This window comes from Reyranella sp. GW821-FHT14A01 (assembly GCF_058803965.1).
This window is the reverse complement of the sequence record NZ_JBXAPM010000007.1, coordinates 286759-312509: the sequence shown is the minus strand read 5'-3', so window position 1 is coordinate 312509 and position 25751 is coordinate 286759. Positions and strand designations below refer to the sequence as shown.

28 protein-coding genes and 1 pseudogene are annotated in these 25751 nt (G+C 66.6%); 18 read left to right on the top strand and 11 right to left on the bottom strand.

Going from position 1 to position 25751, the window contains the following annotated elements; genetic code table 11:
- The first annotated feature begins 95 nt into the window (after positions 1 to 95).
- From AC1ROX_RS14685 to AC1ROX_RS14660, 6 genes and pseudogenes are all read left to right on the top strand, one after another.
- Positions 96 to 1055 carry a helix-turn-helix transcriptional regulator gene (locus AC1ROX_RS14685; RefSeq protein ID WP_493126679.1) on the top strand — a complete coding sequence of 320 codons (960 nt, stop codon included), beginning with the start codon at positions 96 to 98 and terminating at the stop codon, positions 1053 to 1055.
- A 112-nt stretch (positions 1056 to 1167) separates the two neighbouring features.
- On the top strand, positions 1168 to 1692 hold the full coding sequence (locus tag AC1ROX_RS14680) for a YMGG-like glycine zipper-containing protein (protein ID WP_493126678.1): 525 nt from the start codon (positions 1168 to 1170) through the stop codon (positions 1690 to 1692).
- 87 nt (positions 1693 to 1779) lie between these two features.
- A pseudogene (locus AC1ROX_RS14675) lies at positions 1780 to 2649 on the top strand (winged helix-turn-helix domain-containing protein); the annotation flags it as partial.
- A 127-nt stretch (positions 2650 to 2776) separates the two neighbouring features.
- Positions 2777 to 3223, top strand: a complete 447-nt coding sequence (locus tag AC1ROX_RS14670; RefSeq protein WP_493126740.1) for a hypothetical protein — start codon at positions 2777 to 2779, stop codon at positions 3221 to 3223.
- 870 nt (positions 3224 to 4093) lie between these two features.
- Positions 4094 to 4954: a hypothetical protein gene (locus tag AC1ROX_RS14665; protein WP_493126677.1), complete on the top strand. Its 861-nt coding sequence runs from the start codon at positions 4094 to 4096 to the stop codon at positions 4952 to 4954.
- A complete protein-coding gene (locus AC1ROX_RS14660) occupies positions 4951 to 5346 on the top strand; it encodes a hypothetical protein (RefSeq protein WP_493126676.1) in 396 nt (131 codons plus the stop codon). Before AC1ROX_RS14665 ends, AC1ROX_RS14660 begins: the two co-directional genes overlap by 4 nt.
- A gap of 3 nt (positions 5347 to 5349) precedes the next feature.
- On the opposite strand, the gene AC1ROX_RS14655 is transcribed toward AC1ROX_RS14660, so the two are convergent.
- Positions 5350 to 5877 (bottom strand): TetR/AcrR family transcriptional regulator, encoded by a 528-nt coding sequence (locus AC1ROX_RS14655; protein WP_493126675.1) that lies wholly within the window; start codon positions 5875 to 5877, stop codon positions 5350 to 5352.
- A gap of 155 nt (positions 5878 to 6032) precedes the next feature.
- On the opposite strand from AC1ROX_RS14655, the gene AC1ROX_RS14650 reads away from it, so the two are divergent.
- From AC1ROX_RS14650 to AC1ROX_RS14640, 3 genes are all read left to right on the top strand, one after another.
- Positions 6033 to 6299 (top strand): DUF1127 domain-containing protein, encoded by a 267-nt coding sequence (locus tag AC1ROX_RS14650; RefSeq protein ID WP_493126674.1) that lies wholly within the window; start codon positions 6033 to 6035, stop codon positions 6297 to 6299.
- Between the two features lie 26 nt (positions 6300 to 6325).
- The gene (locus AC1ROX_RS14645; protein ID WP_493126673.1) at positions 6326 to 6946 is read left to right on the top strand and encodes a glutathione binding-like protein; all 621 of its coding nucleotides are present in this window, start codon (positions 6326 to 6328) and stop codon (positions 6944 to 6946) included.
- Positions 6947 to 7058: 112 nt separating this feature from the next.
- Positions 7059 to 7769, top strand: coding sequence for a DUF4198 domain-containing protein (locus AC1ROX_RS14640; protein ID WP_493126672.1), 711 nt, complete (start codon positions 7059 to 7061; stop codon positions 7767 to 7769).
- Here AC1ROX_RS14640 and AC1ROX_RS14635 read toward each other — a convergent pair whose 3' ends face one another.
- Complete coding sequence (locus tag AC1ROX_RS14635) at positions 7770 to 8603, bottom strand: enoyl-CoA hydratase (protein WP_493126671.1); 834 nt, start codon at positions 8601 to 8603, stop codon at positions 7770 to 7772.
- Positions 8600 to 9781, bottom strand: a complete 1182-nt coding sequence (locus AC1ROX_RS14630; protein WP_493126670.1) for an amidohydrolase family protein — start codon at positions 9779 to 9781, stop codon at positions 8600 to 8602. The genes AC1ROX_RS14635 and AC1ROX_RS14630 overlap by 4 nt, the downstream gene beginning before the upstream one ends.
- A 42-nt stretch (positions 9782 to 9823) precedes the next feature.
- On the opposite strand from AC1ROX_RS14630, the gene AC1ROX_RS14625 reads away from it, so the two are divergent.
- Together AC1ROX_RS14625 and AC1ROX_RS14620 are read left to right on the top strand one after the other, a co-directional pair.
- Positions 9824 to 10567 (top strand): 2-keto-4-pentenoate hydratase, encoded by a 744-nt coding sequence (locus tag AC1ROX_RS14625; protein WP_493126669.1) that lies wholly within the window; start codon positions 9824 to 9826, stop codon positions 10565 to 10567.
- Between the two features lie 53 nt (positions 10568 to 10620).
- Positions 10621 to 11856 carry an MFS transporter gene (locus AC1ROX_RS14620; RefSeq protein WP_493126668.1) on the top strand — a complete coding sequence of 412 codons (1236 nt, stop codon included), beginning with the start codon at positions 10621 to 10623 and terminating at the stop codon, positions 11854 to 11856.
- On the opposite strand, the gene AC1ROX_RS14615 is transcribed toward AC1ROX_RS14620, so the two are convergent.
- Both AC1ROX_RS14615 and AC1ROX_RS14610 read right to left on the bottom strand, forming a co-directional pair.
- Complete coding sequence (locus AC1ROX_RS14615; protein WP_493126667.1) at positions 11853 to 12257, bottom strand: hypothetical protein; 405 nt, start codon at positions 12255 to 12257, stop codon at positions 11853 to 11855. The two genes, AC1ROX_RS14620 and AC1ROX_RS14615, sit on opposite strands and share 4 nt — an antisense overlap.
- 25 nt (positions 12258 to 12282) lie before the next feature.
- Positions 12283 to 13062, bottom strand: coding sequence for an enoyl-CoA hydratase/isomerase family protein (locus AC1ROX_RS14610; RefSeq protein WP_493126666.1), 780 nt, complete (start codon positions 13060 to 13062; stop codon positions 12283 to 12285).
- A gap of 78 nt (positions 13063 to 13140) precedes the next feature.
- Here AC1ROX_RS14610 and AC1ROX_RS14605 point away from each other — a divergent pair, with 78 nt between their 5' ends.
- On the top strand, positions 13141 to 13881 hold the full coding sequence (locus AC1ROX_RS14605; protein WP_493126665.1) for a carbonic anhydrase: 741 nt from the start codon (positions 13141 to 13143) through the stop codon (positions 13879 to 13881).
- Positions 13882 to 14005: 124 nt separating this feature from the next.
- Here AC1ROX_RS14605 and AC1ROX_RS14600 read toward each other — a convergent pair whose 3' ends face one another.
- Positions 14006 to 15184 carry a pyridoxal-phosphate-dependent aminotransferase family protein gene (locus tag AC1ROX_RS14600; protein WP_493126664.1) on the bottom strand — a complete coding sequence of 393 codons (1179 nt, stop codon included), beginning with the start codon at positions 15182 to 15184 and terminating at the stop codon, positions 14006 to 14008.
- A 99-nt stretch (positions 15185 to 15283) separates the two neighbouring features.
- Between AC1ROX_RS14600 and AC1ROX_RS14595 the strand changes: the two genes are divergently transcribed.
- Positions 15284 to 16687 carry an aspartate aminotransferase family protein gene (locus AC1ROX_RS14595; protein WP_493126663.1) on the top strand — a complete coding sequence of 468 codons (1404 nt, stop codon included), beginning with the start codon at positions 15284 to 15286 and terminating at the stop codon, positions 16685 to 16687.
- A 93-nt stretch (positions 16688 to 16780) separates the two neighbouring features.
- Positions 16781 to 17701 (top strand): SMP-30/gluconolactonase/LRE family protein, encoded by a 921-nt coding sequence (locus tag AC1ROX_RS14590; protein WP_493126662.1) that lies wholly within the window; start codon positions 16781 to 16783, stop codon positions 17699 to 17701.
- Positions 17702 to 17707: 6 nt separating this feature from the next.
- Here AC1ROX_RS14590 and AC1ROX_RS14585 read toward each other — a convergent pair whose 3' ends face one another.
- Positions 17708 to 18076, bottom strand: a complete 369-nt coding sequence (locus tag AC1ROX_RS14585) for an SET domain-containing protein-lysine N-methyltransferase (protein ID WP_493126661.1) — start codon at positions 18074 to 18076, stop codon at positions 17708 to 17710.
- 187 nt (positions 18077 to 18263) lie between these two features.
- Here AC1ROX_RS14585 and AC1ROX_RS14580 point away from each other — a divergent pair, with 187 nt between their 5' ends.
- Complete coding sequence (locus tag AC1ROX_RS14580; RefSeq protein ID WP_493126660.1) at positions 18264 to 18701, top strand: GNAT family N-acetyltransferase; 438 nt, start codon at positions 18264 to 18266, stop codon at positions 18699 to 18701.
- On the opposite strand, the gene AC1ROX_RS14575 is transcribed toward AC1ROX_RS14580, so the two are convergent.
- Both AC1ROX_RS14575 and AC1ROX_RS14570 read right to left on the bottom strand, forming a co-directional pair.
- Positions 18698 to 19099, bottom strand: a complete 402-nt coding sequence (locus AC1ROX_RS14575; RefSeq protein WP_493126659.1) for a RidA family protein — start codon at positions 19097 to 19099, stop codon at positions 18698 to 18700. The two genes, AC1ROX_RS14580 and AC1ROX_RS14575, sit on opposite strands and share 4 nt — an antisense overlap.
- A gap of 45 nt (positions 19100 to 19144) precedes the next feature.
- Positions 19145 to 20116: a Bug family tripartite tricarboxylate transporter substrate binding protein gene (locus AC1ROX_RS14570; protein WP_493126658.1), complete on the bottom strand. Its 972-nt coding sequence runs from the start codon at positions 20114 to 20116 to the stop codon at positions 19145 to 19147.
- A 20-nt stretch (positions 20117 to 20136) separates the two neighbouring features.
- Here AC1ROX_RS14570 and AC1ROX_RS14565 point away from each other — a divergent pair, with 20 nt between their 5' ends.
- Entirely contained in the window at positions 20137 to 22236 is a 2100-nt protein-coding gene (locus tag AC1ROX_RS14565) for an acetate--CoA ligase family protein (RefSeq protein ID WP_493126657.1), read from the top strand.
- Between the two features lie 15 nt (positions 22237 to 22251).
- Here AC1ROX_RS14565 and phhA read toward each other — a convergent pair whose 3' ends face one another.
- Positions 22252 to 23001 (bottom strand): phenylalanine 4-monooxygenase, encoded by a 750-nt coding sequence (phhA, locus tag AC1ROX_RS14560; protein ID WP_493126656.1) that lies wholly within the window; start codon positions 22999 to 23001, stop codon positions 22252 to 22254.
- Positions 23002 to 23111: 110 nt separating this feature from the next.
- Between phhA and AC1ROX_RS14555 the strand changes: the two genes are divergently transcribed.
- A complete protein-coding gene (locus tag AC1ROX_RS14555; protein WP_493126655.1) occupies positions 23112 to 23597 on the top strand; it encodes an Lrp/AsnC family transcriptional regulator in 486 nt (161 codons plus the stop codon).
- Here the strand turns inward: AC1ROX_RS14555 and AC1ROX_RS14550 are convergent.
- Complete coding sequence (locus AC1ROX_RS14550; protein WP_493126654.1) at positions 23570 to 24526, bottom strand: threonine dehydratase; 957 nt, start codon at positions 24524 to 24526, stop codon at positions 23570 to 23572. The two genes, AC1ROX_RS14555 and AC1ROX_RS14550, sit on opposite strands and share 28 nt — an antisense overlap.
- A 47-nt stretch (positions 24527 to 24573) precedes the next feature.
- On the opposite strand from AC1ROX_RS14550, the gene AC1ROX_RS14545 reads away from it, so the two are divergent.
- Complete coding sequence (locus AC1ROX_RS14545; RefSeq protein ID WP_493126653.1) at positions 24574 to 25743, top strand: M20 aminoacylase family protein; 1170 nt, start codon at positions 24574 to 24576, stop codon at positions 25741 to 25743.
- The last annotated feature ends 8 nt before the right edge of the window (positions 25744 to 25751 follow it).

Genomic DNA, 25751 nt, shown 5'->3' with positions numbered 1-25751 from the left:
GTCGCTCGCGAAGCGGAACGGGTCGTTCGACGAAACCGCCTCCGGCCGACAATTTCGCGATGGCCCGGCCCCGCCGGTTCCGATAACCGAGGCGCATGGAACGGTTCTCGACGAACGACATTCCCGTGCGCGACCGGTTGGCCGTGGTCAACGAGGTCGTCGCCCGCCATATCGCCGGCCGGCATTTCCGGCCGGTGCCCGGCAGCGAACTGGACGTCGAGATCGCGGCGTTCAGCCTGCCGGACCGGCTCACCGTCGGCGCTGCGCATTATTCCCCGATGATCGGATCGCGCTCGACCGACCTGCTGGAAGACGGCCGCGATGACTATCTCCTGACCTTGCACACGCGCGATCACGAGGTCTCGGTCGATGGCGGTCCGCCCGTCCGGGTGGCGGCCGGCGAGATGATGCTGGTCAGCGACGGCGTGCGTTCGCAATGCTTCCTGCCCGACACGATCGTGAAAGTGCTGTCGCTCAGCCGGCGAAAGCTGCGCGAGCTGGCACCGCGGGTCGAACTCGAAGCCTTCCACCATGCGCCTTCCGTCGCGCCGGGCCTGGCGCTGCTGGCCGGCTATGCCGATCTCCTGCGCGCCGCGCCGCCGCAGCATGCCGGGGAACAGGCGCTGGCTTCGTCTCACCTCTACGATCTCGTGGCACTTCTTCTCGACGGTCTCGTGCAGGGAGGCGCGGCGCGCACGCTGTCCGGCATCCGCGCCGCCCGGCTCGAACTGGCGCGCAAGGATATCCGCGCCCATCTGACGGATCCGGAGTTCGACATTGCCGAAGCGGCGCGCCGGCAGGGCGTGTCGCCGCGCACCATCCAGCAGCTCTTCGCCGGCGACGGCACGTCCTTCTCGGACGTTCTGCGCGAAGGAAGGCTCGATCTTGCCGATCGATTGCTGGGCGATGCGGCCCGGACCGGCCGCGGCATCTCAGAGATCGCCTTCGATGCCGGCTTCTCGGATCTCTCCACCTTCAACCGGTCGTTCCGTCGCCGGTTCGGGCAGATCCCCTCGGATGTCCGGGCGGAGGCGGTCGGCAAACGGGCGCGCTGAGGATTTTTCCGCGCCCGCTTCGCCAGACGCATAGTCGATTCGCCCGCTGCCAAGACGGCTTCGTCTCGTGCGCCTAAGACACGCCGCTCCTCACGCCACCGGGACAAGCTCAATGATCGCTTCTGCCTCTACCGTTCGCGCCGTCGCCGTCGTGGCCGTTCTCAGCCTGACGACCGGCTGCATGACCGACGACAGCGGCCGGCCCACCAACCAGGCGACAGGCACGGTTGTCGGCGCCACCGTCGGCAGCGTGGTCGGCGGCCTGGCCTTCGGCTCCTGGGGCGGCGCGGTCGGCGGGGCGCTTGTGGGCGGCCTGGCCGGCAATCTGGTCGGACGGGCGCTCGACGACCAGGAACGCCGCCGCCTCGCCGAGGCGACGCAGCGCGCCTACGCCTCCGACAGCGACGAGCCGGTGGTCTATACGGTCGAGCCGACCAAGACCGCGTCGAGCGAGGCGTCCAGCGCGCCGCCGACCGTCGTCTCGGCCAAGCCTGTGGGCCCGAAGGCGAACCGTGCCGACGGCAGCACCTGTCGCCCGCTCGAGCTGACGGCCACGAAGAACGGCCAGACGACGCGCGAGACCACGACCTTCTGTCAGTCGCCGGGCTCGACCGAACTCAAGCCGGTATCCGTCTGATCTCCGGCCGATCGGCACCAATCCCACTGATGATTGCTGTGGGGAGAGTGGCGTGACAGAGTTGTTGGCTCCAGCTTCCGGGGACCAATGGCTGAGTTCCGGGAAACCTCCGGGCCATCCTATGACCGCCCGCAGAGCCACGCGGATCGGCTGACGACGTTCGGCCATTGCCGCTTCAACTTAACATCGGGTCAACTCTGGCGTGGTCGCCGCGAGGTGAAGCTCACCCCACGCGCTGCTTCCGTGCTGACGATCCTGGTCGAGCAGGCCGGGCAGATCGTCACCAAGCGGATGCTCAACGAAACGGTCTGGCGCGGGATCGCGGTCGGAGACGACGCGATCACCTCCTGCATCCAGGAGGTGCGCCACGCGCTGGGCGACAAGGCGCGCAAGCCTCTCTACATCGAGACGAGACATCGCCGCGGCTATCGGCTGATCGCGCCTGTGACCGTCGTGCTGCAAGCCGCGCCGTCGGCGCCATGCCAGCATCTCGTCGGGCGCGACGAGCCACTGTCCGAACTCGATCGTCGGTTCGAGCTTGCTGTCGGCGGGCAGCGCCAGCTCGTGCTGGTGAGCGGCGAGCCCGGCATCGGCAAGAGCGCCCTGGTCGACTTCTTCCTGTCCGGGCTTGCGGCGGATCGCGGCATCAGGATCGCCCGCGGCCAGTGCCTCGATCACCATGGTGCGGGCGAGCCCTATCTGCCGATGATCGACGCGTTGACGCGCCTGGCCGGCGCGCCCGACGGGCGCGACCTTCGAAAGCTGCTCGCCGATCAGGCGCCCGGCTGGCTGGCGCAAATGCCGTCGCTATGGACGCGGGCGCAGCGCAATGGCTTCGCCTCGCGCGGTTTGCCGACGCGGGAGCGGCTGTTGAGCGAGCTTACGCTGGCGATCGAGGCAATCTGCAAGCACGTGCCGCTGGTGCTGCATCTCGAGGACATCCATTGGAGCGATGTTTCCACCTTGACCTGGTTGACGCATGTCATGCGACGACTGGAGCCGGCGCGGCTCCTAATCCTGGCAACGATCCGGCCTGCGGACCGGTTCGGCCCGAGGGCCGGCCTGGATCGAGCTGGACGAGAGCGTGTTTGGCGGCGGGCTGCGCGAGGTCGCCGAACGGCTTCTGGCGCGCACCGGCGGCAATCCGCTCTTTCTCGCGGGTATCGTCGATCGGCTCCTGCAGCCGGGTGCGGCGCCCGATCTTGCCGAAGCGCTCGCGACCATACCCGCCGGCATCCGGCGATATATCGAGCGGCAGATCGACGAACTCGACGCCGCCGACCGCGACCTCCTGATGGCCGGAAGCGTCGGTCGCCGGGAGTTTGCCGCGGCTTCGGTCGCCGCCGTGCTCGACACCGAGGTCAGGCTTGTCGAGGAGACTCTCGTGCGGTTGAGCCGTTCGGGCATCATCGGCCTCTCGGGCACCACGTCCTGGCCCGACGGAACACGCACCAGCCTTTACAGTTTCCAGCACGATCTCTACCGCGAGCTTCTCTATGAGCGCCTGCCGCCCAGCGGCCGGTCTGGTTGATCCTCGCCGAAGAGCGTCCCGGAACTCTCCCGGAACTCGGCCATTTACTTCACGCCTCCCGAACCGCAGGATCGCTGTCCGCAACTCAGGTCATCGCAGGCTGCTGTCTTACGAGGGAGGGGTCGATGAGTAAGCTTCGTCGCCGTACCGTTCGCATGACAACCCGTTTCGCCGCCAACGCTGCAGTTCTCGCTTCGGCCGTCGCGCTCTCGGGCCAAGCCTTGGCGCAGGCGAGTTCCGAGCAACTCGGCACCGTGCATTTCGAGACCTCCTGCACGCCGGAGGCTCAGAGGCTCTTCGACAAGGGCATGCTCTATCAACATTCCTTCTGGTATCGCGCGTCGCAGCGGATGTTCGCGGAGGCGCTGGCCAAGGATCCCGAATGCGGCATCGCCTATTGGGGCATCGCGCTCAGCCTGCTGTGGAATCCGCATGCAGCGCCGCCGCCGAAGAACCTTGCCGACGGGGCAGGCGCGATCGCGATGGGCACGCGTATCGGCGCCAAGACCCAGCGCGAACGGGACTATCTGGACGCGCTCTCGGCCATGTATGCCGACTACGACAAGGTGAGCCATCGCGAGCGGAACGTGGCCTATGCCAAGGCCATGGAGCAGGTCGCGCTTCGCTATCCCAAGGATGACGAGGCGCAGATCTTCTATGCGCTTGCCCTGAATACCTCGGCGTCGCCCGCCGACAAGACCTACGCCAATCAGCTCAAGGGCGGTGCGTTGCTGGAGCCCATCTGGAAGAGGCAGCCGGAGCATCCCGGCGTGGCGCACTATCTGATCCATCTCTACGACTATCCGCCGATTGCCGAGAAGGGACTCGAGGCGGCGCGCAGCTACGCCAAGATCGCGCCGGCCGCGGCACATGCCGTCGCATATCTTCACGCGTCTCGGCCTCTGGGACGACTCGATCGCATCGAACGCCGAGTCGGCACGCGTCGCCAAGGAGGATGGCGAGAAGGCCGATCAGCTTCACGCGATGGACTACCTGGTCTACGCCAACCTGCAATTGGGGCAGGACCGCAAGGCCAAGGCCGTCATCGACGAGATGATGGCGATCACCGGGACCGAGAGCTATTTCCCGGGCAGCTATGCCCAGGCGGCCTCGCCGGCGCGCTACGCCATCGAGCGGGGCGAATGGAAGGATGCCGCCGCGTTGCCGGTGCGACCGGGAACGCAGCCGTACATCCAGGCGATCACCCATTGGGCGCGGGCGCTGGGCGCGGCGCGCAGCGGCGACCCGGCGAGCGCGCGGGCCGACATCGCCAAGCTCGTGGAGTTCCGGGACAGACTGCGCGAGGCCAAGGATGCCTACTGGTCCGAGCAGGTGGACATCCAGGTCAAGGTCGCGACGGCCTGGCTTCTCTATGCCGAAGGCAAATACGACGAGGCCCTGAAGGCGATGAGCGCCGCGGCCGATGCCGAAGACCTGACGGAGAAGCATCCCGTCACGCCGGGCGTGCCGAAGCCGGCGCGCGAACTGTATGGCGTCATGCTGTTCGAACAGGGCAAGCCGGGCGAGGCACTCGTGGCCTTCGAGGCGACCCTGAAGAAGGAGCCCAATCGCCTGGGTGCCTATTCCGGTGCCGCAGCAGCCGCCGAAAAGGCCGGCGACAGCGCCAAGGCCCGCCAGTACTACGCCAAGGTCGCCGAGATTGCCCGCGGTGCCGACGAGAGCCGCACCGAGGTCGCCCAGGCCCAGACCTTCCTGGCGAAGAACCCATGATCGCGCGCTGGCTGCCCGCGCTCGCGCTGGCGGGTTTCTTCACGGCCGCGCAGGCCGAGACCCTGGAGCTCGTCGGCTATGCCGGCGTGCTCGGCGAATGGGAGATCACGGCGAACGTCACTCCCTCGGGCCCCGCCGGCAAGAACGAGTTCGGCGGCCCGGTGAAGATGCGGCATGTCGGCTATTGCACGCGGGAAGGGCCGGAAGAGCGGACGGGGGAGATCCGTGTCAGCCTGCAGGGATCGTCGCGGCTGACGGCGACCCTGCTGGTCAACGGCGTCGAGTGTTCGTACAGCGGCCGTCAGACCGACGCCTACAACGGATCGCTGAAGTGCCCCGACAAGCGCGCCGTCCCTTTGACCCTCTGGCTGAAGCCGCAGCCGCCGGCCTGATCCCTACCGGCAGATCACGGGGATCATCGACTTGGTGAAGGCGCGCAGTTCGGCGGCCGGCACGCCGAGGCGGGCGCGGATGCCGGTGGCGGTCATGATCGCGCCGGCCATGCTGGCGCGCTCGGCGGGCGAGGGCACGGGCTTCAGGTCGCTGTTGACGAAGCCGCGCTCGAACGCCTTCTCGAAGTTCGCGAGGATCTGGTTGGCCGCTGCGCCGATCTCCGGATGGCTGAGCGATTCGACGGTGGCCGTACCGACGACGATGCAGCCCGGCCGGTTCGGCGGCTTGGTGTAGATGTCGATCGCGCCCTTGTAGAGACGGCCCAGCCGCTGCTCGATCGGATCGGGCGTCGACAGGACCGCGTCCATCGCCTCGACGCTCTTCTCGCCGATATGGCGCAGCATGCTGATGTAGAGCTGCTCCTTGTCGCCGAAGGCGGCGTAGAGGCTCGGCCGGTTGAGGCCGGCGGCGGCGCAGAGTTCGTCGAGCGAGGCGGCCGCGAATCCCTTGGCGATGAACACGTCGCGCACGCGTTCCAATACCTCGCTGGTAATAAATCCGCGCGGACGGCCGCGCGGGCGCGCCTCTTTCTCTATTTTTGTACCGTTTCGCATAATTATCCTTGACGGCGGCCGCCTCCCGTATTTTTGTACCACATCGCACACAAATACGAAAGCAGGCCACCATGAGCCATTTGAGCCATTTACGCCGCGACCTCTTCCCGGTCGACCCCTTGTCCGAGGACCCGACCTGTCAGTCCGTTTCGGTGCCGCGCCTGCCGCTGCACCGTCGGTTCCTTGCGAAGCTCGGCCTTTGGCGCGAGCGCAGCCGAGCCCGCGACGCGCTCGCCGAGATCGATGCGCACAGCCTGCGCGACGCCGGCATCGCACCCGTCCAGGCCGACTTCGAGGCCAACCAGCCGTTCTGGCGCCGGCCAGGATCGCTTCGCTAATTGTTGTTCAACCAAGGGAGACTGAGATGGAATTGTTTGCTTCGCCGATGGCCTGCTCGCTGGCCTCGCATATCGCCGTGATCGAGGCCGGGCTACCGGTCAAGGTCCGCTTCGTCGACAACAAGAAGACCGACGATGGCGGCGACTATTTCGCCGTGTCGCCCTACGGCTATGTGCCGGCGCTGCGGCTCGACGACGGCAGGATCCTGAACGAGGGCGCGTCGGTGCTGCAGTATCTCGCCGACCGCAAGCCCGAAGCCGGTCTTGCACCGGCCTGGGGCAGCGCCGAGCGCTACCAGCTGATCGACACGCTGCACTATCTCGGCACCGAAGTGCACAAGCGCGTCTTCTACAACATCTTCTCGACCACCGTGCCGGCCGAGGCGAAGGAGGCCGCGAAGGCCGAACTCGATCCGACGCTCGCGGCGATCGCCAACCGCCTCGGCGATCGCGAGACCCTGGTCGGCGACGGCTTCACCGTGGCCGACGCCTATCTGGTGACCTTGCTCAACTGGGCGGTGTTCCTGAAGGCCGACCTCGCGAAGTGGCCGGCGCTACAGGCTTATCATCGCAAGCACCTGCAGCGGCCGTCCGTTGTCCGTGCGATGGGTGTGGAGATGGAGGAGCGCAAGCGCCGCGCGGCCTGATCGAAGGGCGAGACAGGCGGCTTCGGCCGCCCGTTTCACTCACCATGCTTTAGATTGCGTCTAGTAATTGATTGCCCGCATGCTAGATGTCTCCCCCACGGAGGACATCACCATGCGCATCGTTACTGCCGCGGCCCTTTTGTGGCTCTCGTTCGCCGGCGCCGCTTCGGCCCACGCGCTCTGGCTCGAGCCGGATGCGGCCGGCTACCAGCTCTATTTCGGCGAGTTCGGAGAGAACCTGCGTGAGGGCTCGCCCGGCCTGCTCGACCGCTTCGAGCCGGTGCCCGCCGCCAAGGCCTTCGGCACCTCGGGCGACGTGGCGCTGAAGATCGAGAAGAAGCCGACCTCGTTCCAGTTCACCGGCGCTCCTGAAGGCGCGGGCAGCGTCGTGGCCGAGCAGGCCCGGGTCACCGAGCGCAAGCAGAACGACAAGGTCACGCGCACGCTGGGCCGGCTCTCGGCGCGCTACATCGCCGACTTCAGCGAGCGCAAGCCGCTGATCCCGCTCGACATCGTGCCGACCGGCAAGCCCGGCCACTTCAAGGTGTTTTACGACGGCAAGCCGCTGCCCAAGGCCAAGGCCGAAGTCGTGACCGAGTTCGGCTGGACGAAGGAATTCAAGACCGACGATAACGGTGCCTTCGATGTCGAACTGCCGTGGAAGGGCACCTACGCCGTCGAGGTGTCGCTGGTCGACAACACGCCGGGCACCCACGGCACCGCGCCCTACGACGGCATGCGCCTGGTCACGACGCTCACCTTCAAGGTGCCGGACGGACTCGCGGCACCGGCGCGCCTGCCGGTCGTGACGCCGAAGCGCTGATCACTCCGCCGCCTTCTTGTTGAGAACGCCGAAGCGATCCTTCGGCGACTTCTCGCGGGCGGCGGCGCCGTAGGTTCCCATCTCGATGCGATGCGGGATGGTGAGCATGTAGTTCTTGAAGGCGTTCTCCATCGCCTGCCGCCAGCCCTGCGCGTCCTGGGTCTCGTTGACCGAGGCCTTGGCGAGCTTCAGCGCATAGGGATCGCGCTCGGCGATCCGCTGGGCCAGCGCCATCGTTTCCTCTTCCAGCTTTTCGCGCGGGACCACGCGGTTCACCAGGCCCGCCTTCTCGGCGTCGGCGGCGCTGATGAAGTCGCCGGTGAAGAGATACTCCTTGGTCTTGCGCGGACCGAAGTCCCACGGCATCGAGAAATACTGCACATGGCTGCCGCCCCATTTCACGGCACGGTCGGCGAACTGCGCATCCTCGCTCGCAATGATGATGTCGCAGGCCGAGGCGATCATCATGCCGCCCATGATGCAGTAGCCCTGGACCTGCGCGATGGTGGGCTTCGGCAGGTCGCGCCAGCGCATCGTGTTCTCGAAGAAGCGCTCCCACAGGCGGCGATACTCGCCCTTGAAGCCGGGTTCGAGCGGCGTCTTCTTCTGGTCCTCCATCTCCTGCGGGCTGCCGAGATCGTGGCCGGCCGAGAAATGCTTGCCTGCGCCGGCCAGGATGATGACCCTCACCTCCTTGTCGTCGACCGCCTCGGCGAAGGCGTCGTCGAGTTCCTTGAGCAGGATGCGGCTCTGCGCGTTCAGCGCCTCCGGCCGGTTGGTCGTGATCTTGAGCACCGGTCCGGTGCGGTCGATGAGAAGCGTCGAATAGGTCATGCGGCTGCCTGTATAGGGTGATGGAGTTCGGGCGCGAGACCTGCGCCCATCAGGTCGATGAAATTGTCGCAATAGAAGCGCTGCTTCTGCGCCTCGGTGGTGCCGGCCTTCTCCATCGACGCCTCGAAGCGCTTGAGGGGATGGCGACCGCCCTCGACATGCGGATAGTCGGAGGAGAAGAGGCAGACCTCGTCGCCGGTGTTGGCGATGATCCAGCCCGCATCCTCGTGCGGATAGGGCGTGACCCTGACCTGGCGCTGCACGAATTCGCTGGGCTTCAGCGACATCTTCTGCAGCCGCTCCTCGTTGCGATAGAAGGCGTTGTGCGCGCTGTCCATGTTGCGCATCCAGCCCGGCACCCAGGAGGCGCCCTGTTCGATGACGCCGAACTTGAGGCGCGGGAAGCGGTCGAGCACGCGGTCGACGACCAGAGCGGTCAGCGCCTTCATCGGCGGATAGGCGATCGCCATGTAGTCGATCGACTTGAAATTGTCGTCGCCGCCATGGAAGTCGGGGACCGGCGGCAGGCCGTTGTTGAACCAGGCATCTTCCAGAAGCTTGCCGCCGCCGCCGACATGGAAAACGATCGGCAGGCCAGCCTCTTGCGCGATGGCCCACAGTGGATCGAAGCCGATATGGCTCGGCGAATGATGGTCGGGGCAGCGCGACGGGATCATCAGCGCCTTGGCGCCCAGTTCGATGGCCTCGCGGGCCGCCCGTTCCGTGCGCTCGAAATCGACCAGCGGCACGTAGCCGGTCGGCAGCAGACGGCGGTCGACCGAACAGAACTCGACCATGTGCCGCGTATGGGCGCGCGCCACCGCATAGGTCAGCTCGACGTCGCGTCCGCCTTCGAGCACCGACGAGTAATTGAGCAGGGCCGTCGTGAACATGAGCTGGCTGGCGAAGCCCAGCAGGTCGATGGATCGCGGCCGGTCCTGCCGGCTGGACGAGCCCAGCGCCTCCCAGTTCTTGCGCAGCATGATCTGCGCCTCGTCAAACTCCGCTGAGGGATCGGCCTTGAAGCGTGTGTTCTGGAAGCCCTCGTGGCGCGGAAACAGGACGGAGTCGGTCACGACGGCGCGATGCTTCGTCTCGAGATGATCGCTGAGAAAACCGGGCACTTCCATGATGTGCGCATCGGCGTCGTGAATGACGCGGCCGCTGGCGTAGGGCATGGTCTCCTCTCCAGTTTCCTTGTCGTTTTGCGGGAGCTTAGCATGAGCCAGGACATTTCCCACGCAGTGCAGACCCTCCTCGAAGCGCGGCGCAGCGGCCGCCAGGCGACACCGCCGTTTGCCCTGAAAGACCGCGCTGCGGTCTATGCGATCCAGGATGGCGTGGCGGCGGCCACCGGTCCGGTCGCCGGCTGGAAGGTCGGTGCCCGCACGCCGACGGCCGAGCCCAATCCCGCACCGCTGCTCGAGGGCGCGCTCGTGCCGTCGCCGGCCCGCTTCGACGGCAAGGCGATGCACATGATCGGCGTCGAGGTGGAGATCTCCTTCCACATCGTGCGCGACATTGCTGCGCGCACCGCACAGGTCGAGCGTGACGAAGCGCTCGCGGCGGTCGGTGACGCCTTCGTCGGCATGGAGATCGTCGATACGCGTCTTGTCGATTTCAAGAACGCCGATCCGGAATGGCTGCTGGCCGACAACCAGATGAACCACGCGTTGGTGGTGGGCGATGCGATCGGCAACTGGAAGGCGCTCGACTGGCCGAAGCTGCAGGTGAACCTGGTGGTCGACGGCAAGACCATCGTCGACCAGCAGGGCGGGCTGGGCGCCGTCGATCCGGTGCGTCCGCTCGCCTGGATGATCGATCACGCCGTGCGCCATCGCGGTGGCATTCGCGCGGGGCAGGCGATCACCACGGGTTCATGGACTGGGCTGCTCTATTTCCCGCCGGGCTCGCACGCGCGCGGCGAGTTCGTCGGCCTTGGTGCCGTCGAGGCGAGTTTCTGACGCTTCGGCGCTAGCCGTAACAACGGACCTGCCTCGGGCGGCAGTGTCCGCCCATGACAGCTCTTGTTTCTCCCGCGCCCTTCTTCGGTCGCCGCGTCGTTGCGGCCGCTTTCGTGCTTGCCACCTTCGGCTGGGGCCTCGGCTTCTATGGGCCGCCCGTCTACCTCCAGGCGGTGCGTGAGGCGCGCGATTGGTCGGTCGTGCTGGTCTCATCGGCAGTCACGCTGCACTTCCTGGTGGGGGCCGTCGTCGTGGCCAACCTGCCGGCGCTCTATCGCCGCTTCGGCCTGCCGTCGGTCACGAAGATGGGTGCCGTGCTGCTGGCGCTGGGCATCCTCGGATGGGCGGTGGCGCGCGAGCCGTGGCAGTTGCTGCTCGCGACCTTGCTGAGCGGTGCCGGCTGGGTGGCGATGGGCGCGGCCGCGGTCAATGCCATCGTGGCGCCGTGGTACGCGGTGCGCCGGCCGGCGGCGCTGTCCATGGCCTATAACGGCGCCAGCATTGGCGGTGTCGTGTTCTCGCCTTTGTGGGTCGCGGCCATTGCCGCCTTCGGCTTCCCTGTCGCGGCGGCGGTGATCGGCGCGATCATGGTCGCCACGATGTGGTTCCTGGCCGACCACGTCTTCGCCCACACGCCACAGTCGCTGGGCCAGGTTCAGGACGGCGAGATCCTGACGCCCTTTACCGGCACGACTGCGCCGGTCGAGCAGAGCCTGTCGGGTGCCTTGCTGTGGCGCGACCGGCGCTTCCTCACCCTGGCAGCAGCGATGGCGCTGGGCCTGTTCGCGCAGATCGGCCTGATCGCCCATCTCTTCTCCCTGCTGGTGCCGGTGTTCGGCGGACCGGCGGCGGGCATCCTCATGGGGCTGGCGACGGCGGCGGCGATCGCGGGCCGCACGCTGGTCGGCTGGCTGATGCCGCAAGGCAGCGACCGGCGGCTGGTCGCCTGCCTCAGTCACTTCGTGCAGATCGCGGGATCGCTGGCGTTGCTGGTCGCGGCCGGCACGAACACGGTGTTGCTGGTCGCGGGCGTGCTGCTGTTCGGCGCGGGCATCGGCAACACGACGTCGCTCCCGCCGCTGATCGCGCAGGTCGAGTTCAGCAAGGCTGATGCCCAGCGCGTCGTGCCGTTGATCGTGGCGGTCGGTCAGGGAACCTATGCGTTCGCGCCGGCCGTGTTCGGATGGCTGCGGACGCTGTCACCAGCGGAAGGGATGCTGGTGTTCGTCGCGGCCGCCCTGATCCAGGCGGCCGCGATCGCACTCTTCCTCGTCGGAAGAAAGTCTTAGTAGTACCAGCCGGGGTACGGGTAGCCGCCCCAGGGGCCCCAATCCCAGTCGTTCATCGCATTCTCGTCGGCCGTCATCTGCTGCTCGTCGGCCAGGTTCTTCTGGAAGACGTTGTTGCGATAGGTGCCGTAGGCCGCCGCGTTGCCGACATAGATGCACACGCACACCGTCGGGTCCGGATAGACGTAGAACACCTGGCCGTTCTTGATCTCACGCGAGAACTTGTGCGGCGGCAGGTTCTTGAACGCCGCCTGGCGCTGCGGCGTGTTCGCGGGCACGAACTTGAAGCCCGCCGCCACCATCATGTCTTCCTTGTTCGCGATCACCTGCTGCGGGTTCTGGCAGGCGGCGACGGCAGCGCCCATTCCAAGAACCAAAGAGAGTGTGGCAATCCGCTTCATCCAATTCCTCCGTAACAATCGTCTGTCAGGCGCCTGACCATTTGGGTGCCCGCTTCCCCAGGAAGGCCGCCATGCCCTCGCGGAAATCGGCGCTACCGTAAGCCAGTCTGATGAGATCGTCGATGTTCTCGTCGCCCAGGCGCGCCTGCAGGCGGCGCAGCGCCTCCTTGGTGACCTGCATGGTGATCGGGGCATGGCCGGCCACGGTATTCGCCAGCTCCTCGGCCCGGGCCAGCAGGGCGGCCTGGTCCGGCAGCATCTCGCTGATGAGACCGCAGGCCAGCGCGGTCGGCGCGTCCATCAGCTTGGCCAGCAGGATCATTTCCTTGACCCGCTGGGGGCCGATCAGGGCCACCAGGCGGGCATAATTGGCCATCGACAGGCAGTTGCCGAGCGTTCGCGAAATTGGGAAGCCGAACTGGGCGCTGGCCGAGCCGATGCGCAGGTCGCAGACCGCCGCGATGGCTGCGCCGCCGCCGGTGCAGAAGCCGTTGACCGCGGCAATGGTCGGCACCGGGCAGCGCTCGATTTCACCCAGGATGCGGTCCATCTTGCGCTCGTAGGCGATGCCGTCCTCGCCGTTCTCGAAGCTCTGGAACTGGGCGATGTCGGTGCCCGCCGCAAAGGCCTTGTCGCCGCCGCCAGTGACCACCAGGGCACGGACCTCGCCGGTCTTGCCGATCCTGGCGCAGATCTCGGCCAGGCCCTCGTACATCGCAAAGGTCAGCGCATTGCGCGCCTTGGGGCGGTTGAACGTGGCCCAGCCGATGTCGCCACGCTTCTCGAAAAGAAGTTCTTCTGTCATGTCATCCAATTATGCTGATGGTGCGCTGCGGCATCATCGTCCATGTCGCCGTGCGCCGCAAACGGGCATAGGCAGGTCATGGCACTGGAACGGCTTCTCAAGGGGTTCGCGGATTTCCGCGTGGGCTATTACCAGGAGCATCTCGACCTGTTCGAGAAGCTGGCGACCGAAGGCCAGTCGCCCAAGATCCTGATCATCGGCTGCTCCGATGCGCGGATCGATCCGGGCATCCTGACCCAGACCAAGCCGGGCGACATCTTCACCGTGCGCAACGTGGCCGCCATGGTGCCGCCGGCGCAATATCCGCCCGATGACCGGCAGCACGGCACGTCGGCCGCCATCGAGTTCGCGGTACGCGGCCTCGGGGTCGAGCACATCGTCGTGCTGGGCCATGCGTTGTGCGGCGGCATCGGTGCGCTGGTCGACGGTGCGAGCGGCGCCTATGCGCACTACGACTATCTCTCGACCTGGACCGCCGTCGCGCAGCACACCCGCGATCTCGTCGTCGAGGAGCTGAAAGGCCATCCGCGCGACGAGGTCACGCGGGCCGTCGAGCAGGCCGCCGTCGTGAACAGCGTGAGCAACCTGATGGGGTATCGCTGGGTCGAGGAACGGGTGAAGGCCGGCACACTGACCCTGCATGCCTGGTGGTTCAACCTGACGGTCGGCCAGCTCTATGCCTTCAATCCCGAGACCTTGAAGTTCGCGGCCGTTGTCGGCGTCAAACTCGACGCCGCTATCACCAACCGCACGCCGCTCTCGGCCCTGAAGCCGGAAGCCTTCGCGGCGGCGCTTGCGGGGAAGAAGCCGGCTTTTTGAAAAAGAAACGAAGGATCCCTCACTTCGTTCGGGATGACACGATTGTTGGAATTGGCGCAGTACGCTGATCCAAAAACAGGTGTCATCCTGAGCGCAGCGAAGGATCCTTCGCTCTTGATGAAGCTTAAGCCGACAGCGACTTGATCGCCGCTTCGACGCCGCCGGAGACGAACGGCACGCCCGACGCCTTCATGGCGAGCTCGGTGGTGGCGAGGCAGCCCAGCAGCATCGGCTCGTTGAGGTCGCCCATGTGGCCGATGCGGAACATCTTGCCCATCATCTTGCCGAGCCCGCCGCCCAGCGACAGGTTGAAGCGATCGAGGGCGGCCTTGCGCATCGGGTCGGAGCTGACGCCCTCGGGCATGGTGACGGCGGTCACCGAGTTCGAGAGACGCTCCTCGTTCTGGCAGAAGAGCTGCGGGCCCTTGCCGTCGGAGCCCCAGACGCGCACGGCGGCGCGCGTCGCTTCGGCGAGGCGCGCATGGCGGGCGAAGACGGCGTCGAGGCCTTCCTCCTCCAGCATCTTCAGCGATTCCTGGAGGCCGAAGAACATGTGCACGGGCGCGGTGCCGACGAACTTCTGCGGCGCGCGGCCGGTCATCATCTCCCAGCTCCAGTAGTGCCGCGGTGTCTTGGACTTGCGCGACACTTCCAGCGCCTTGTTGCTGACGCCGGTCATCGACATGCCGGTGGGCAGCATCAGGCCCTTCTGGCTGCCGCCGACCGTGAGGTCGATGCCCCAGGCGTCCATCTTGTATTCCATGCTGGCGAGCGAAGAGATCGTGTCACTGAGCAGCAGGGCCGGGTGCTTGGCCTCGTCGATTGCGCGGCGCACCTGGTCGATCGGCAGGACCATGCCGGTCGCGGTCTCGTTGTGGACGGTCAGGACCGCCTTGATCTTGTGCTCCTTGTCGGCGACCAGGCGCTCGGTGATCCGGGCGACGTCGGCGCCCTTGCGCTGGTCGGCGGGGATCAGCTCGACCTTGATGTCGAGATGATGCGCCATCTCGGTCCAGCTCTCGGAGAAGTAGCCGGTCTCGACCATCAGCACGGTTTCGCCGGGCGAGAACAGGTTGGCGAGGGCGGCTTCCCAGGCGCCATGGCCGGTCGACGAGTACATGAACAGGTTCTGGTCGGTCTTGAGCACGCGCTTCACGCCGTTGTGGCAGGCGTGATGGATGGCGACGAATTCCTCAGACATGAAATCGATTACGGGCCGGTCCATGGCGCGCAGCACACGGTCGGGAATGTTGGTCGGGCCGGGATTATTGAAGAATTGGCGGCCACGGGGCTTGGCGTTCACGGCGTTCCTCCACCTTGAGAGGGCGGACTTTGGCGCGAGGCCCTTGGCGAAACAAGCGAGACAAGCGATGCTGAGCCATTAGCTGGATTGAGGGCAAGTATGAGCGCGCAAGAGAAAGATTCATCGCAGACGAATTCCGCCGTCGTCGCCGACTACAAGGCGAAAACGGGCAAATCGGCCGCCCTGTTCGAGCGCGCCCACAAGGTGCTGCCGAGCGGCATCACCCACGACGCCCGCTACCTCGACCCCTATTCGATCCACGTCTCGCGCGCCGTCGGTCCGCGCAAGTGGGACGTCGACGGCAACGAGTATGTCGACTATTTCGGCGGCCACGGTGCCATGCTGCTCGGCCATTCGCATCCCGCCATCGTCGAGGCGGTGAAGCGGCAGATCGAGCTCGGTACGCATTACGGCTCGAGCCACGAGCTGGAGGTGCGCTGGGCCGAGCTGGTGTGCGAGCTGACGCCCTGCGCCGAGCGGGTGCGCTTCACCGCATCCGGCACCGAGGCCTCGCACATGGCGATCCGCCTCGCGCGCGCCCACACGGGCAAGGACAAGATCGTCCGCTTCCTCGGCCACTTCCACGGCTGGCACGACAACGTGACGGCGGGTGCCGGCGCGACCTACGACGGCGGCACCACGCCGGGCGTGCCGCAGGAGGTGAGCTCGCTGTCGATCGTGATGCCGCAAAACGATGTCGCGGCCGTCGTGAAGCTGATCGAGGAGCGCGACGACATTGCCGCCGTGATGTTCGAGCCGTCGGGTGCCTCGTGGGGCCAGGCGCCGCTGCCGCCGGGCTTCGTTCAGGCGGTGCGCAACGCCACGGCCAAGAAGGGCGTCGTCATGCTGATGGACGAGGTCATCACCGGCTATCGCTGGTCCTCGGGCGGCGCGCAGAAGGCGCTGGGCATCACGCCCGACCTCTGCATCCAGGCCAAGATCGTGGCCGGCGGCCTGCCGGGCGGCGCGGTCTCGGGCAAGAGGGAGATCATGGACCGCATCGATCATGCCGCGACCGCGGCCCGCAAGATCGAACGCATCCTCCATCCCGGCACCTTCAACGCCAACCCGCTGTCGGCCGCGGCCGCCGTCACCGCACTGTCGATGGTGCGCGACGACAACCTCGCTGAGAAGGCGAACAAGACGGCGGCCGAACTGCGCGCGGCGCTGACCGAGGTGCTGGTGCAGGAAGGCGTGCCGTGGGGCATCTACGGCCAGAGCTCGACCTTCCTGATCTATCCCAACCCGTTCGGCGATCCGATCGATCCCGCGACCTTCGATCCGCTCACCGTGCCGATCGAGAAGCTCAAGGGCGCACGCGGCGCCGGCCCGCTCACCGGCAAGATCCGCATGGGCCTGATGACCCACGGCGTGGACGTCATGGGCGCCCCCGGCGGCTTCGTCTCGGCCACGCACGGCGGCGCCGAGATCGAGAAGACGGTCCATGCGCTCCGCCAGACCGTCCGCGCGCTCAAGGCCGAACGCGAAGTGAAGGCGGCTTAGGGGCTGGGGGCGCGCGACTCCAGTCGCGCGTCTTTCTTGAAGAAACAATGATCGCGCCACTGGAGTGGCGCGCCCCCGGCGAGAGAAACGACCATGTACGGAATGACCAAGCCCGTTCGTGCGACCGAGTTCACGCGGCTGCCGGAGAGGTTCCGCAAGCCGTCGCGCACGGCGTGGGGCGACACCAATGCGGTAGGCCAGCTGCTCGACTCGTTCCTTGAAGGGCCGAGCTTCGATCGCGTCGGCAATCTCTACGTCACCGACATTCCGTTCGGGCGCATCTTCCGCATCGACCCGGCGGGCGAGTGGACGCTGGTGACCGAATATGACGGCTGGCCGAACGGGCTGAAGATCCACAAGGACGGCCGCATCTTCATCACCGACTACAAGCGCGGCCTCGTCCTGCTCGATCCCGACACCGGCACGGTGACGCCGCTGCTGGAGACGCGCGGCTCGGAGAGCTTCAAGGGCGTCAACGATCTCTTCTTTGCCGCCAACGGCGACCTCTATTTCACCGACCAGGGCCAGACCGGCCTGCATGATCCGACCGGCCGCGTCTATCGCTACGACCCGGCAGGCAGGCTCACGATGCTGGTGAACACCGTGCCGAGCCCCAATGGCCTCGTGATGAACAAGGCCGAGACCATACTCTATGTCGGCGTGACGCGCGGCAATGCCGTGTGGCGCCTGCCGCTGATGGGCGACGGCACCGCGAGCAAGGTCGGCCTGTTCATCCAGATGAGCGGCGGCCATGCCGGTCCCGACGGCATGGCGCTGGACGAGGAGGGCGGGTTGGTGATCGCCCATCCCAGCACCACGGCCTGGCGCTTCGATTCGCTGGGACGGCCGACGCATCACGTCGACTGCGGCGACGACATCTACTGCACCAACGTCGCCTTCTCCGGCCACGATCTCTACGTCGTGGTGTCGCGCCGCAGCGAGAAGGTCGCGGCCGGCACCATCCTCAAGGCCACCATGCCGGTCGCCGGCAAGGCGATGTTCTCGCACGCCTAGGCGTGTTTACTCTTTTACGGTCGGGTCGTAGCCGTAGTCGAAGGTCAGCTCCTCGCCGCTGGAGAGGCGGCGTATGGACCACGCCTCAACCATCCAGCGATCGTGGACCTGGACCATTCGCCATTCGCAGTTCGGCTCCGGATCGTGGTTGATCAGGGAGATATGCCCGATCGCCACAAGGCCGCGTGTGGAGCAGACAGGATGGTCGAAGTAGTTGCCGTTCAGGACCGTCTCGGTGACGTGCTTGATGTCCCGCTTGGGTAGTTCCCAGGTGAAGCAGTCATCGATCTTGGTGCGCGGATCGATGATGGAGCACGCGGTGAGCCCAAGGCCACGACCGGGTATCGCGGTGACCTGATACGGTCGGACGGTCAAAGGGATTTTAACGCGCTTCACGTGCTGGTGACTTCTGGAGCTCTATGTAATCGCAAGAGGCCTACTTCTTCCCGAACAGCCGCGTGCATATGGGGAGTTGGCAATACTCGATCCCCCTGTGGCCGATCAAGTGTTCGAAGCATTTCCAATGCCAACACAGAGGCTGGAGTGTGTATGGTCCGGTGAGATGATCACCATCGGCAAACTCGAACCGTCCGACCGCGCGCAGTGGGAAGTGCTGTTCCGCGCCTACATGGATTTCTACAAGCGCACGCTGCCGCAGGCGATGTACGACCGCGCCTGGAACGAGTTCGCGAAGGACACACGCATGCATGCGCTGGGCGCCCGCCTCGACGGACGCCTGGTCGGCATCACGCACTTCCTGATCCACGCCAACACGTCATCCGACGATGTCTGCTACCTGCAGGACCTGTTCACCGAAGCCGAGCTGCGCGGCAAGGGCGTGGCGCGGGCGCTGATCCAGGCGGTCGCCGACTGGGCCAAGGCGCAAGGCTGCCCGCGTCTCTACTGGCAGACGCAGAACAGCAACGCGACGGCACGGCTCCTGTACGACAAGATGGCCGTGAACCGCGGGTTCATTCGCTACGATATCGAGTTGGGTTAGCGCCGGCCCTTGCCGATATGAGCCACGGCCTCGATCTCGACGAGGATTTCGGGCGCGGCGAGGGCGCTCACCTCGACCAAAGTCGAGGCCGGGAAATCGCCGGTGAAGAATTCCCGGCGCGCCTGCCAGACCTTGGTGTTGTTGGCGATCTCGGTGAGGAACACCGTGATCTTCACGACGTCCGACATGGCGCCGCCGGCGGCTTCGACCAGCGCCTTGATCTTGCCGAAGATCACCTTGGCCTGGGCGTATTCGTCCATCGCGCCCAGCGCCTTGGGATCGGCGCCGCGCGCAGTCATGCCGGACACGTAGGCCACGCCATCGACCACGAGGCAGTTCGACCAGCGCTCGGGCGGCGGCTCGGCGACGTCGGGCGAGGTCACGCGTCGGATGGTCATGTCGTCTCCTCCTGGTTGGTCGGATCCCGGTTAGCCGGGCCCTGATTAGCCGGGTTTCGCACCTGAAGCTTTCACGACCGGCGTCCACTTGTCGATCTCGCCCTGGATGAAGCGCGTCACCTCGGCGGGTGTCATGGTGCTGCCCTCGGCACCGATCTCCTCCCAGCGCTTGATGACGGCGGGCTCCATCAGCACGGCCTGCATCTCCTTGGCCAGCCGGTCGACGATCGGCTGCGGCGTCTTCGCCGGCACCGAGATGCCGAACCAGGAATAGGAGATCAGGTCGGGATAGCCCAGCTCCTTCATGGTCGGCACGTCGGGGAAGGCGGGGCTGCGCGTCTCGCCACTCACCGCCAGGGCATTCACCTTGCCGGCCTTGATATGGGGGGCGGCCGAGGGCAGCGAATCGAACATCACCGGCACGACGCCCGCGATCGTGTCGATCATCGCGGGGCCGGCGCCGCGATAGGGGACATGGACCATCTCCGCGCTGATCACCTGCGTCATGCGCGCGCCCAGCAGGTGATTGCTCGAGCCGGCGCCGGAGGTCGCATAGGAGACCTTGCCGGGGTTCGCCTTGGCGTAGTCGACGAACTCCTTGAAGGTCTTGGTCTGGAAGGTCGGATTGGCGACCAGCACGCTGGGGTTGGTCGAGGCGATGGAGACATGGATGAAGTCGCCCATCGGATCGAAGTCGGCGCCGCCATAGAGCGTGGGCGAGATCGACAGGCCCGAGATCACCGACAACAGCAGCGTGTAGCCGTCGGGGGCTGCCTTGGCGACGATCGCCGTGCCGACCATGGCGCCCTTGCCGGGCTTGTTGTCGACGATGATGTTCTGGCCGAGCTTCTGGCCGAGATGCTCGGCGACCATGCGGGCCACGACGTCGGTCGTGCCGCCGGGCGCATAGGGCACGACGAGCTTGATGGGCTTGCTGGGCCACGGCGCGGTTTGCGCGGCGGCGGGAGTGGCGGCGACGGCAAGCGTCGCGGCGACGAAGGAGCGGCGGTTGAGCATGCGCGGAGTATACTCACGTCATGAACGATCCCAAGGTCCTGTTCTCCGCCCTTTTCGAGCCGCGACGTGTCGCACTGATCGGCGCGTCGTCGGATGTCACCAAAACGACATCGCGGCCGCAGCGTTTCCTGCGCAAGCACGGCTTCACCGGTGAGATCCTGCCGGTCAATCCGTCGCGCAGCGAAATCCTGGGGGAGAAGGCCTACAAGGATCTCGACGCGATCCCGGGCGACATCGATCACGCCTATATCCTGCTGAACGGCGCGGCCGCGGTGCGGGCGCTGGCAGAGTGCGGCCGGCGCGGCGTCAAGGTGGCGTCGATCCTCGCGGGCGGCTTTGCCGACGCGGGCGCCGCCGGCGCCTCGCTGCAGGACGATCTCGCGAAGGTCGTGCGCGAGACCGGCATCCGCCTGGTCGGCCCCAACAGCATCGGCACAGTGAGCACCGATCCCGCCATGGCGTTGACGGCCAATGCAGCCTTCGCGGTTGAGAAGCTGCGTGCCGGCAACTGGGCCGTCGTGAGCCAGAGCGGCAGCCTGATCGGCGCGCTGCTGTCGCGCGCCGATGCGCGCGGCATCGGCTTCTCGCGGCTGATCTCGGTCGGCAACGAGGTCGATCTCGCGGTGGGCGAGATCGCCGACCTATTGGTGGACGACCCCAAGACCAAGGCCGTTCTCCTGTTCATGGAGACGCTGCGCGACGGCGAGCGGCTGGCGAGGGCGGCGCGGCGGGCCCACGAGGCCGGCAAGCCCGTGATCGCCTACAAGCTCGGGCGCTCGGACATCGGCCAGGAACTGGCACGCTCGCATACCGGCGCCATTGCCGGCTCCGACGCGACCTTCGACGCCTTCTGTCGCCGCCACGGCATTGCCCGCGTGTCGATGTTCGAATCGCTCATCGACGTGCCGTCGCTGCTGGTCGATCGGTCGCGCGCCAGGAGCAGCGGCCGGCGCGTTGCCGTGGCGACCACGACCGGCGGCGGTGCGGCCATGGTGGTCGACAGTATGGCAGTCGCTGGGCTCGACATCGTCGGACCGCCCAACAACCTCGTGGAATGGCTGAAGCCGCTCGGCATCGCGGCCGGCGACGGCAAGCTCGTGGACCTCACGCTGGCCGGCGCCAAGCCCGAGATCGTGGCGGGCACGATCGAGCGCTTGCTGGCCGACGACGGCAACGACGCGGCGATCTTCGTGGTCGGCTCCTCGGCGCAGTTCAATCCCGAGCTCGCCGTCGAGCCGCTGCTGCGTTTCGCCGGATCGGCCAAGCCCTTCGCGGTGGCGCTGACGCCCTCGGCGGAGAAGTCGCTGGCGCTGCTGACCGCGGCCGGCGTACCCGCCTTTCGCCATCCCGAAGCCTGCGCCGAGGCGATGGCGCTGTGCCTGCTGCGCGCGCCGCCGCAGCCGGTGCCACGCCTGGAAGAACCGTCCCTCGATGCGCTCTCAGCATTGGAGGTGGGCCGTACATCCGGCTTCGACGAGCGCCGCGCCGCCGATTTCTTTGCCACGCTGGGAGTGCCCATGGTGAAGTCGGCGACCGTGCCCGATGCAAGGCGTGTCGCCGCTGCGGTCGGCGAAGTCGGTGCGCCGGTCGTCCTGAAAATCCTGTCGGTCGACATCCCGCACAAGACCGAAGCGGGCGGCGTGGCGCTCGGCATTCCAGACGGCCAGACCGCGGCCGTTGCCGCGCGCGAGATCGAGAAGCGGGTGAAGGCCTATGCACCCGAAGCGCGGTTGCAAGGCTTCCTCGTGCAGAAGATGGAGCGCGGGCTGGTCGAGGTGATCCTGGGCTACCGCCGCGATCCACTGGTCGGCCCCACTGTCACCGTCGGCCTCGGCGGTGTGCTGGCCGAAATCTACAAGGATGCCTCGACGCGCCTCGCACCGGTCGACGAAGCCGAGGCGATGGAGATGATCGCCGAGGTGAAGGGCCTAGCGACCGTGCGCGGCTATCGCAACATGCCGAAGGGCGATGTGTCAGCGTTGGCGAAGACAATCGCCGCCTTCTCGACCCTGGCGCACAAGCAGTTCGCCGACGTTGCCGAAGCGGAGATCAATCCGCTGCTGGTGAAGCGCGACGGCGAGGGCGTCGTCGCGGTCGACGGGTTGGTCGTGCTGGCTTGATGCGGCAACGCAACGTTAGTGGCGCTGCGGCCGATCCATGAGCTGGCGGAAATCGTCGAGGACGAAGTAGGTGTTCTGCAGCCGGTCGATCTCATAGGGCCGGTTCATCGCGACCGTCGCGTCGAACGGCACGCGATCGACGCTGTCGCCCTCGATCGCGTGCTTCACCTCGGCGGCGGAAGACAGGATGCCGGCGCCGTAGGCCTTCAGGCCGCGCTCGGTGCGGATCAGGCCGAACTCGACGGTGAACCAGTAGAGGCGCGCCAGCAGATGCACGTTCGGGCCGGCTTCGACGCCGCGACGGCCATAGTCCTGCATGTAATCGGCGAAGACCGGATTGGTGAGCAGCGGCACGTGGCCGAAGAAATCGTGGAACAGGTCGGGCTCGACCAGGTAGTCGATCTCCTCGCGCTTGCGGATCCACACCGTCACCGGAAAGCGGCGGTTGGCGAGGTGGTCATAGAAGGCGGCATCGGGGATCAGGCCCGGGACGCCGACGATGCGCCAGCCCGTCAACGGCTCAAGCCGCGCATTCACCGCCGCGAAGTCGGGGATCGTGTCGCCCAGTTCGATCGCGTCGAGGCCCGCCAGGAACTCCGCGCAGGCGTAGCGCTCAGCCAAGGCGCGCTGGCGCTGGACCAGCAGGCGCCACACGGCCTGTTCCTCGCCGGAATAGAGGTCGGAATGCTGCGCAACCGTCCAGTCCGGCGCCATGCCGGCATAGTCGCCACGCAGGTTCTCGAGGGGAGCGGTGTTGGTGTTCATGCTCCAAATATGGGCGTGCCGGGCTGGTGAATCCCGGCGAAGTTGGCTTTGGATCATGCCCGGTTTAGAGGTATTATCTAAAATATCTTATTAATTTGGCGAATATCTCCATGATCGAGCTGGATGACATCGACAGACGCATCGTCGGCGCCCTGCAGGCCGAAGGCCGGCTGGCGATGGTCGACCTGGCCGACCGCGTGGGCCTGTCGCCCACGCCCTGCCAGCGCCGGGTGAAGCGGCTGGAAGAAGAGGGCGTGATCGAGCGGTATGCCGCGCTCGTCTCACCGCCAGCGCTGGGCCTCGCGCTGCAGGCGATGGTGCAGGTGACCCTGGAGGATCACTCGGAAAAGACCGTCGAGGCGTTCGAGGCGGCGATCCGCGCGCGGCCCGAGGTCGTGGCCTGCTACGCCATGACCGGCGACATGGATTTCCTGCTGCATGTGCTGGCGCCCGACCTCGCGAGCTTCAGCGAGTTCGCGATGAAGGCGCTGCTGCGGATGCCCGGTGTCCGCGGCACGCGCTCGTCCTTCATCATGCAGGCGATCAAGAGCGATCTTGCCTGGGCGCCTCAGGCGCCGGCCAAGGTACGCAAGTAGATTGGCCGGTCGATGTTGCCGCCGCTCAGGATGAGGCCGACGCGCTTGTCCTTGTAGCGGTCGCGCTCCTGCAGCAGCGCCGCGAGTGCGGCGGCACCGGCACCTTCCGTGAGCTGGTGCGTGTCCTCGTAATAGGCGCGCATGGCGGCGCCGATCTCGGCGTCGCTCACCTGCACGATGCGCTCGGCGCCTTTCAGGATGATCTCCAGCGCCTCGGCATCGGGGCCGCGCACGGCCATGCCGTCGGCCATCGTGTCGGCGCTGTTGGTCGCCACGACCTTTCCGGCGGCGAAGGAGAGCGCATAGGCCGGCGCCTCGGTCGAGACGACGCCCACGACCTTCGTCTTGAGCCCCAGCGCATCGCGCACGGCGATGGTGCCGCAGATGCCCGAGCCGAGCCCGATCGGCACATAGACCGTGTCGAGTGCCGGCGCCGCGCGGAACAGTTCGAGCGCATAGGAGGCGACGCCCGCCACCAGGTCGCGATGGAACGATGGCACCATGGCAAGGCCGCGCTCGCCCGCGAGCTTCATCGCCGCTTCCTTGGCGGCATCGAAGTCGTGGCCGGCCTCGATCAGCTCGGCGCCGAAGGCGCGCATGGCGGCGTTCTTCTCCACCGAATTGCCGTGGGGCACGACGATGGTCGCGGCGATGCCGTTGCGCGCCGCCGCCAGCGCGATGCTCTGGCCATGATTGCCGCGCGTGGCACTGACGACGCCTTTCGGTTGCGGCGAGCTGCGCTTCAGGCGGTCCATGTAGACCAGCCCGCCGCGCACCTTGAAGGCGCCGGTCGGCGTATGGTTCTCGTGCTTCACCCAGACTTCGCAGCCTGTGCGCTGGCGGAGCAGGGGCCACGCATATTGCGCGGTGGGCTGCATCGCGCCATGCACGATGGCGGCGGCGGCTTCGATCTCGGCGAGAGACAACATGGGTGCACTCTGGTCTAAGATGACCCAGGTTCCAACCGGAGTACCCAATGCCTGTCCTTCCGCGTTCACTTGAAATCCAGGGCGAGATCTCGGCGATCCGCCGCGACATCCACGCTCATCCCGAACTCGCCTTCGAGGAAAACCGTACGTCCGACGTGGTGGCCGCCAAGCTGCAGGAATGGGGACTGGAAGTGACACGCGGCCTGGGCAAGACCGGCCTGGTCGGCACCTTGCGCAAGGGCAACTCGCTGAAGTCGATCGGCCTGCGCGCCGACATGGACTGCCTGCCGATGGACGAGACCAACGATTTCGCGCACCGGTCGACGGCGCCCGGCCGCATGCACGCCTGCGGCCATGACGGCCACACCGCCATGCTGCTGGGGGCTGCAAAAATGCTCAGCGAGACGCGGAACTTCGAGGGGGCCGTCCACTTTATCTTCCAGCCCGCCGAAGAGGGCGGCGGCGGGGCCAAGGTGATGATCGAGGACGGGCTGTTCGAGAAATTCCCCTGCGACGCGGTGTTCGCCATCCACAACAAGCCCGGGATTCCGGTCGGTCACATCGTGACCAAGGGCGGGCCTTTGCTGGCGGCTGCCGATCGCTGGGACATCCGCATCACGGGCAAGGGCGGTCACGCCGCCCATCCGCACACCACGCTCGATCCCATGGTCGTCGGCGCCAACATCGTGATGGCGCTTCAGACCATCGTCTCGCGCAACATCGATCCCATCGATTCCTCGGTCGTGACCGTCGGCTTCTTCCATGCGGGGTCGGCCTACAACGTCATTCCGGGCGACGCTCATATCGGCGGTACGACGCGCACGACGACGCCGGAGAATCGCGCGCTGGTGAAGCGCCGCATCGACGAGATCTGCGACGGTGCCGCGAAGATGCACGGCGTCAAGATCGAGGTCGAGCACAAGCCCGGCTATCCGCCGACGGTGAACGACGTCGAGCGCGCGAAGTTCGCCGCCGACGTTGCGGCCGGCGTCTGCGGTGAGCACGCGGTCAAGGACAATACCCGCCCCAGCATGGGTGCCGAGGACTTCTCCTACATGCTGGAGAAGGTGCCGGGCGCCATGGTGTGGCTGGGCAATGGCGGCGATTCGGTCAGCCTCCACAATTCCCGCTATGACTTCAACGATATGGCCATCCCCTTCGGCGTGAGCTTCTTCGTGCGCACCGTCGAGCGCTTCCTCGACCCCAAGGCAGCCTAGAGAGAACG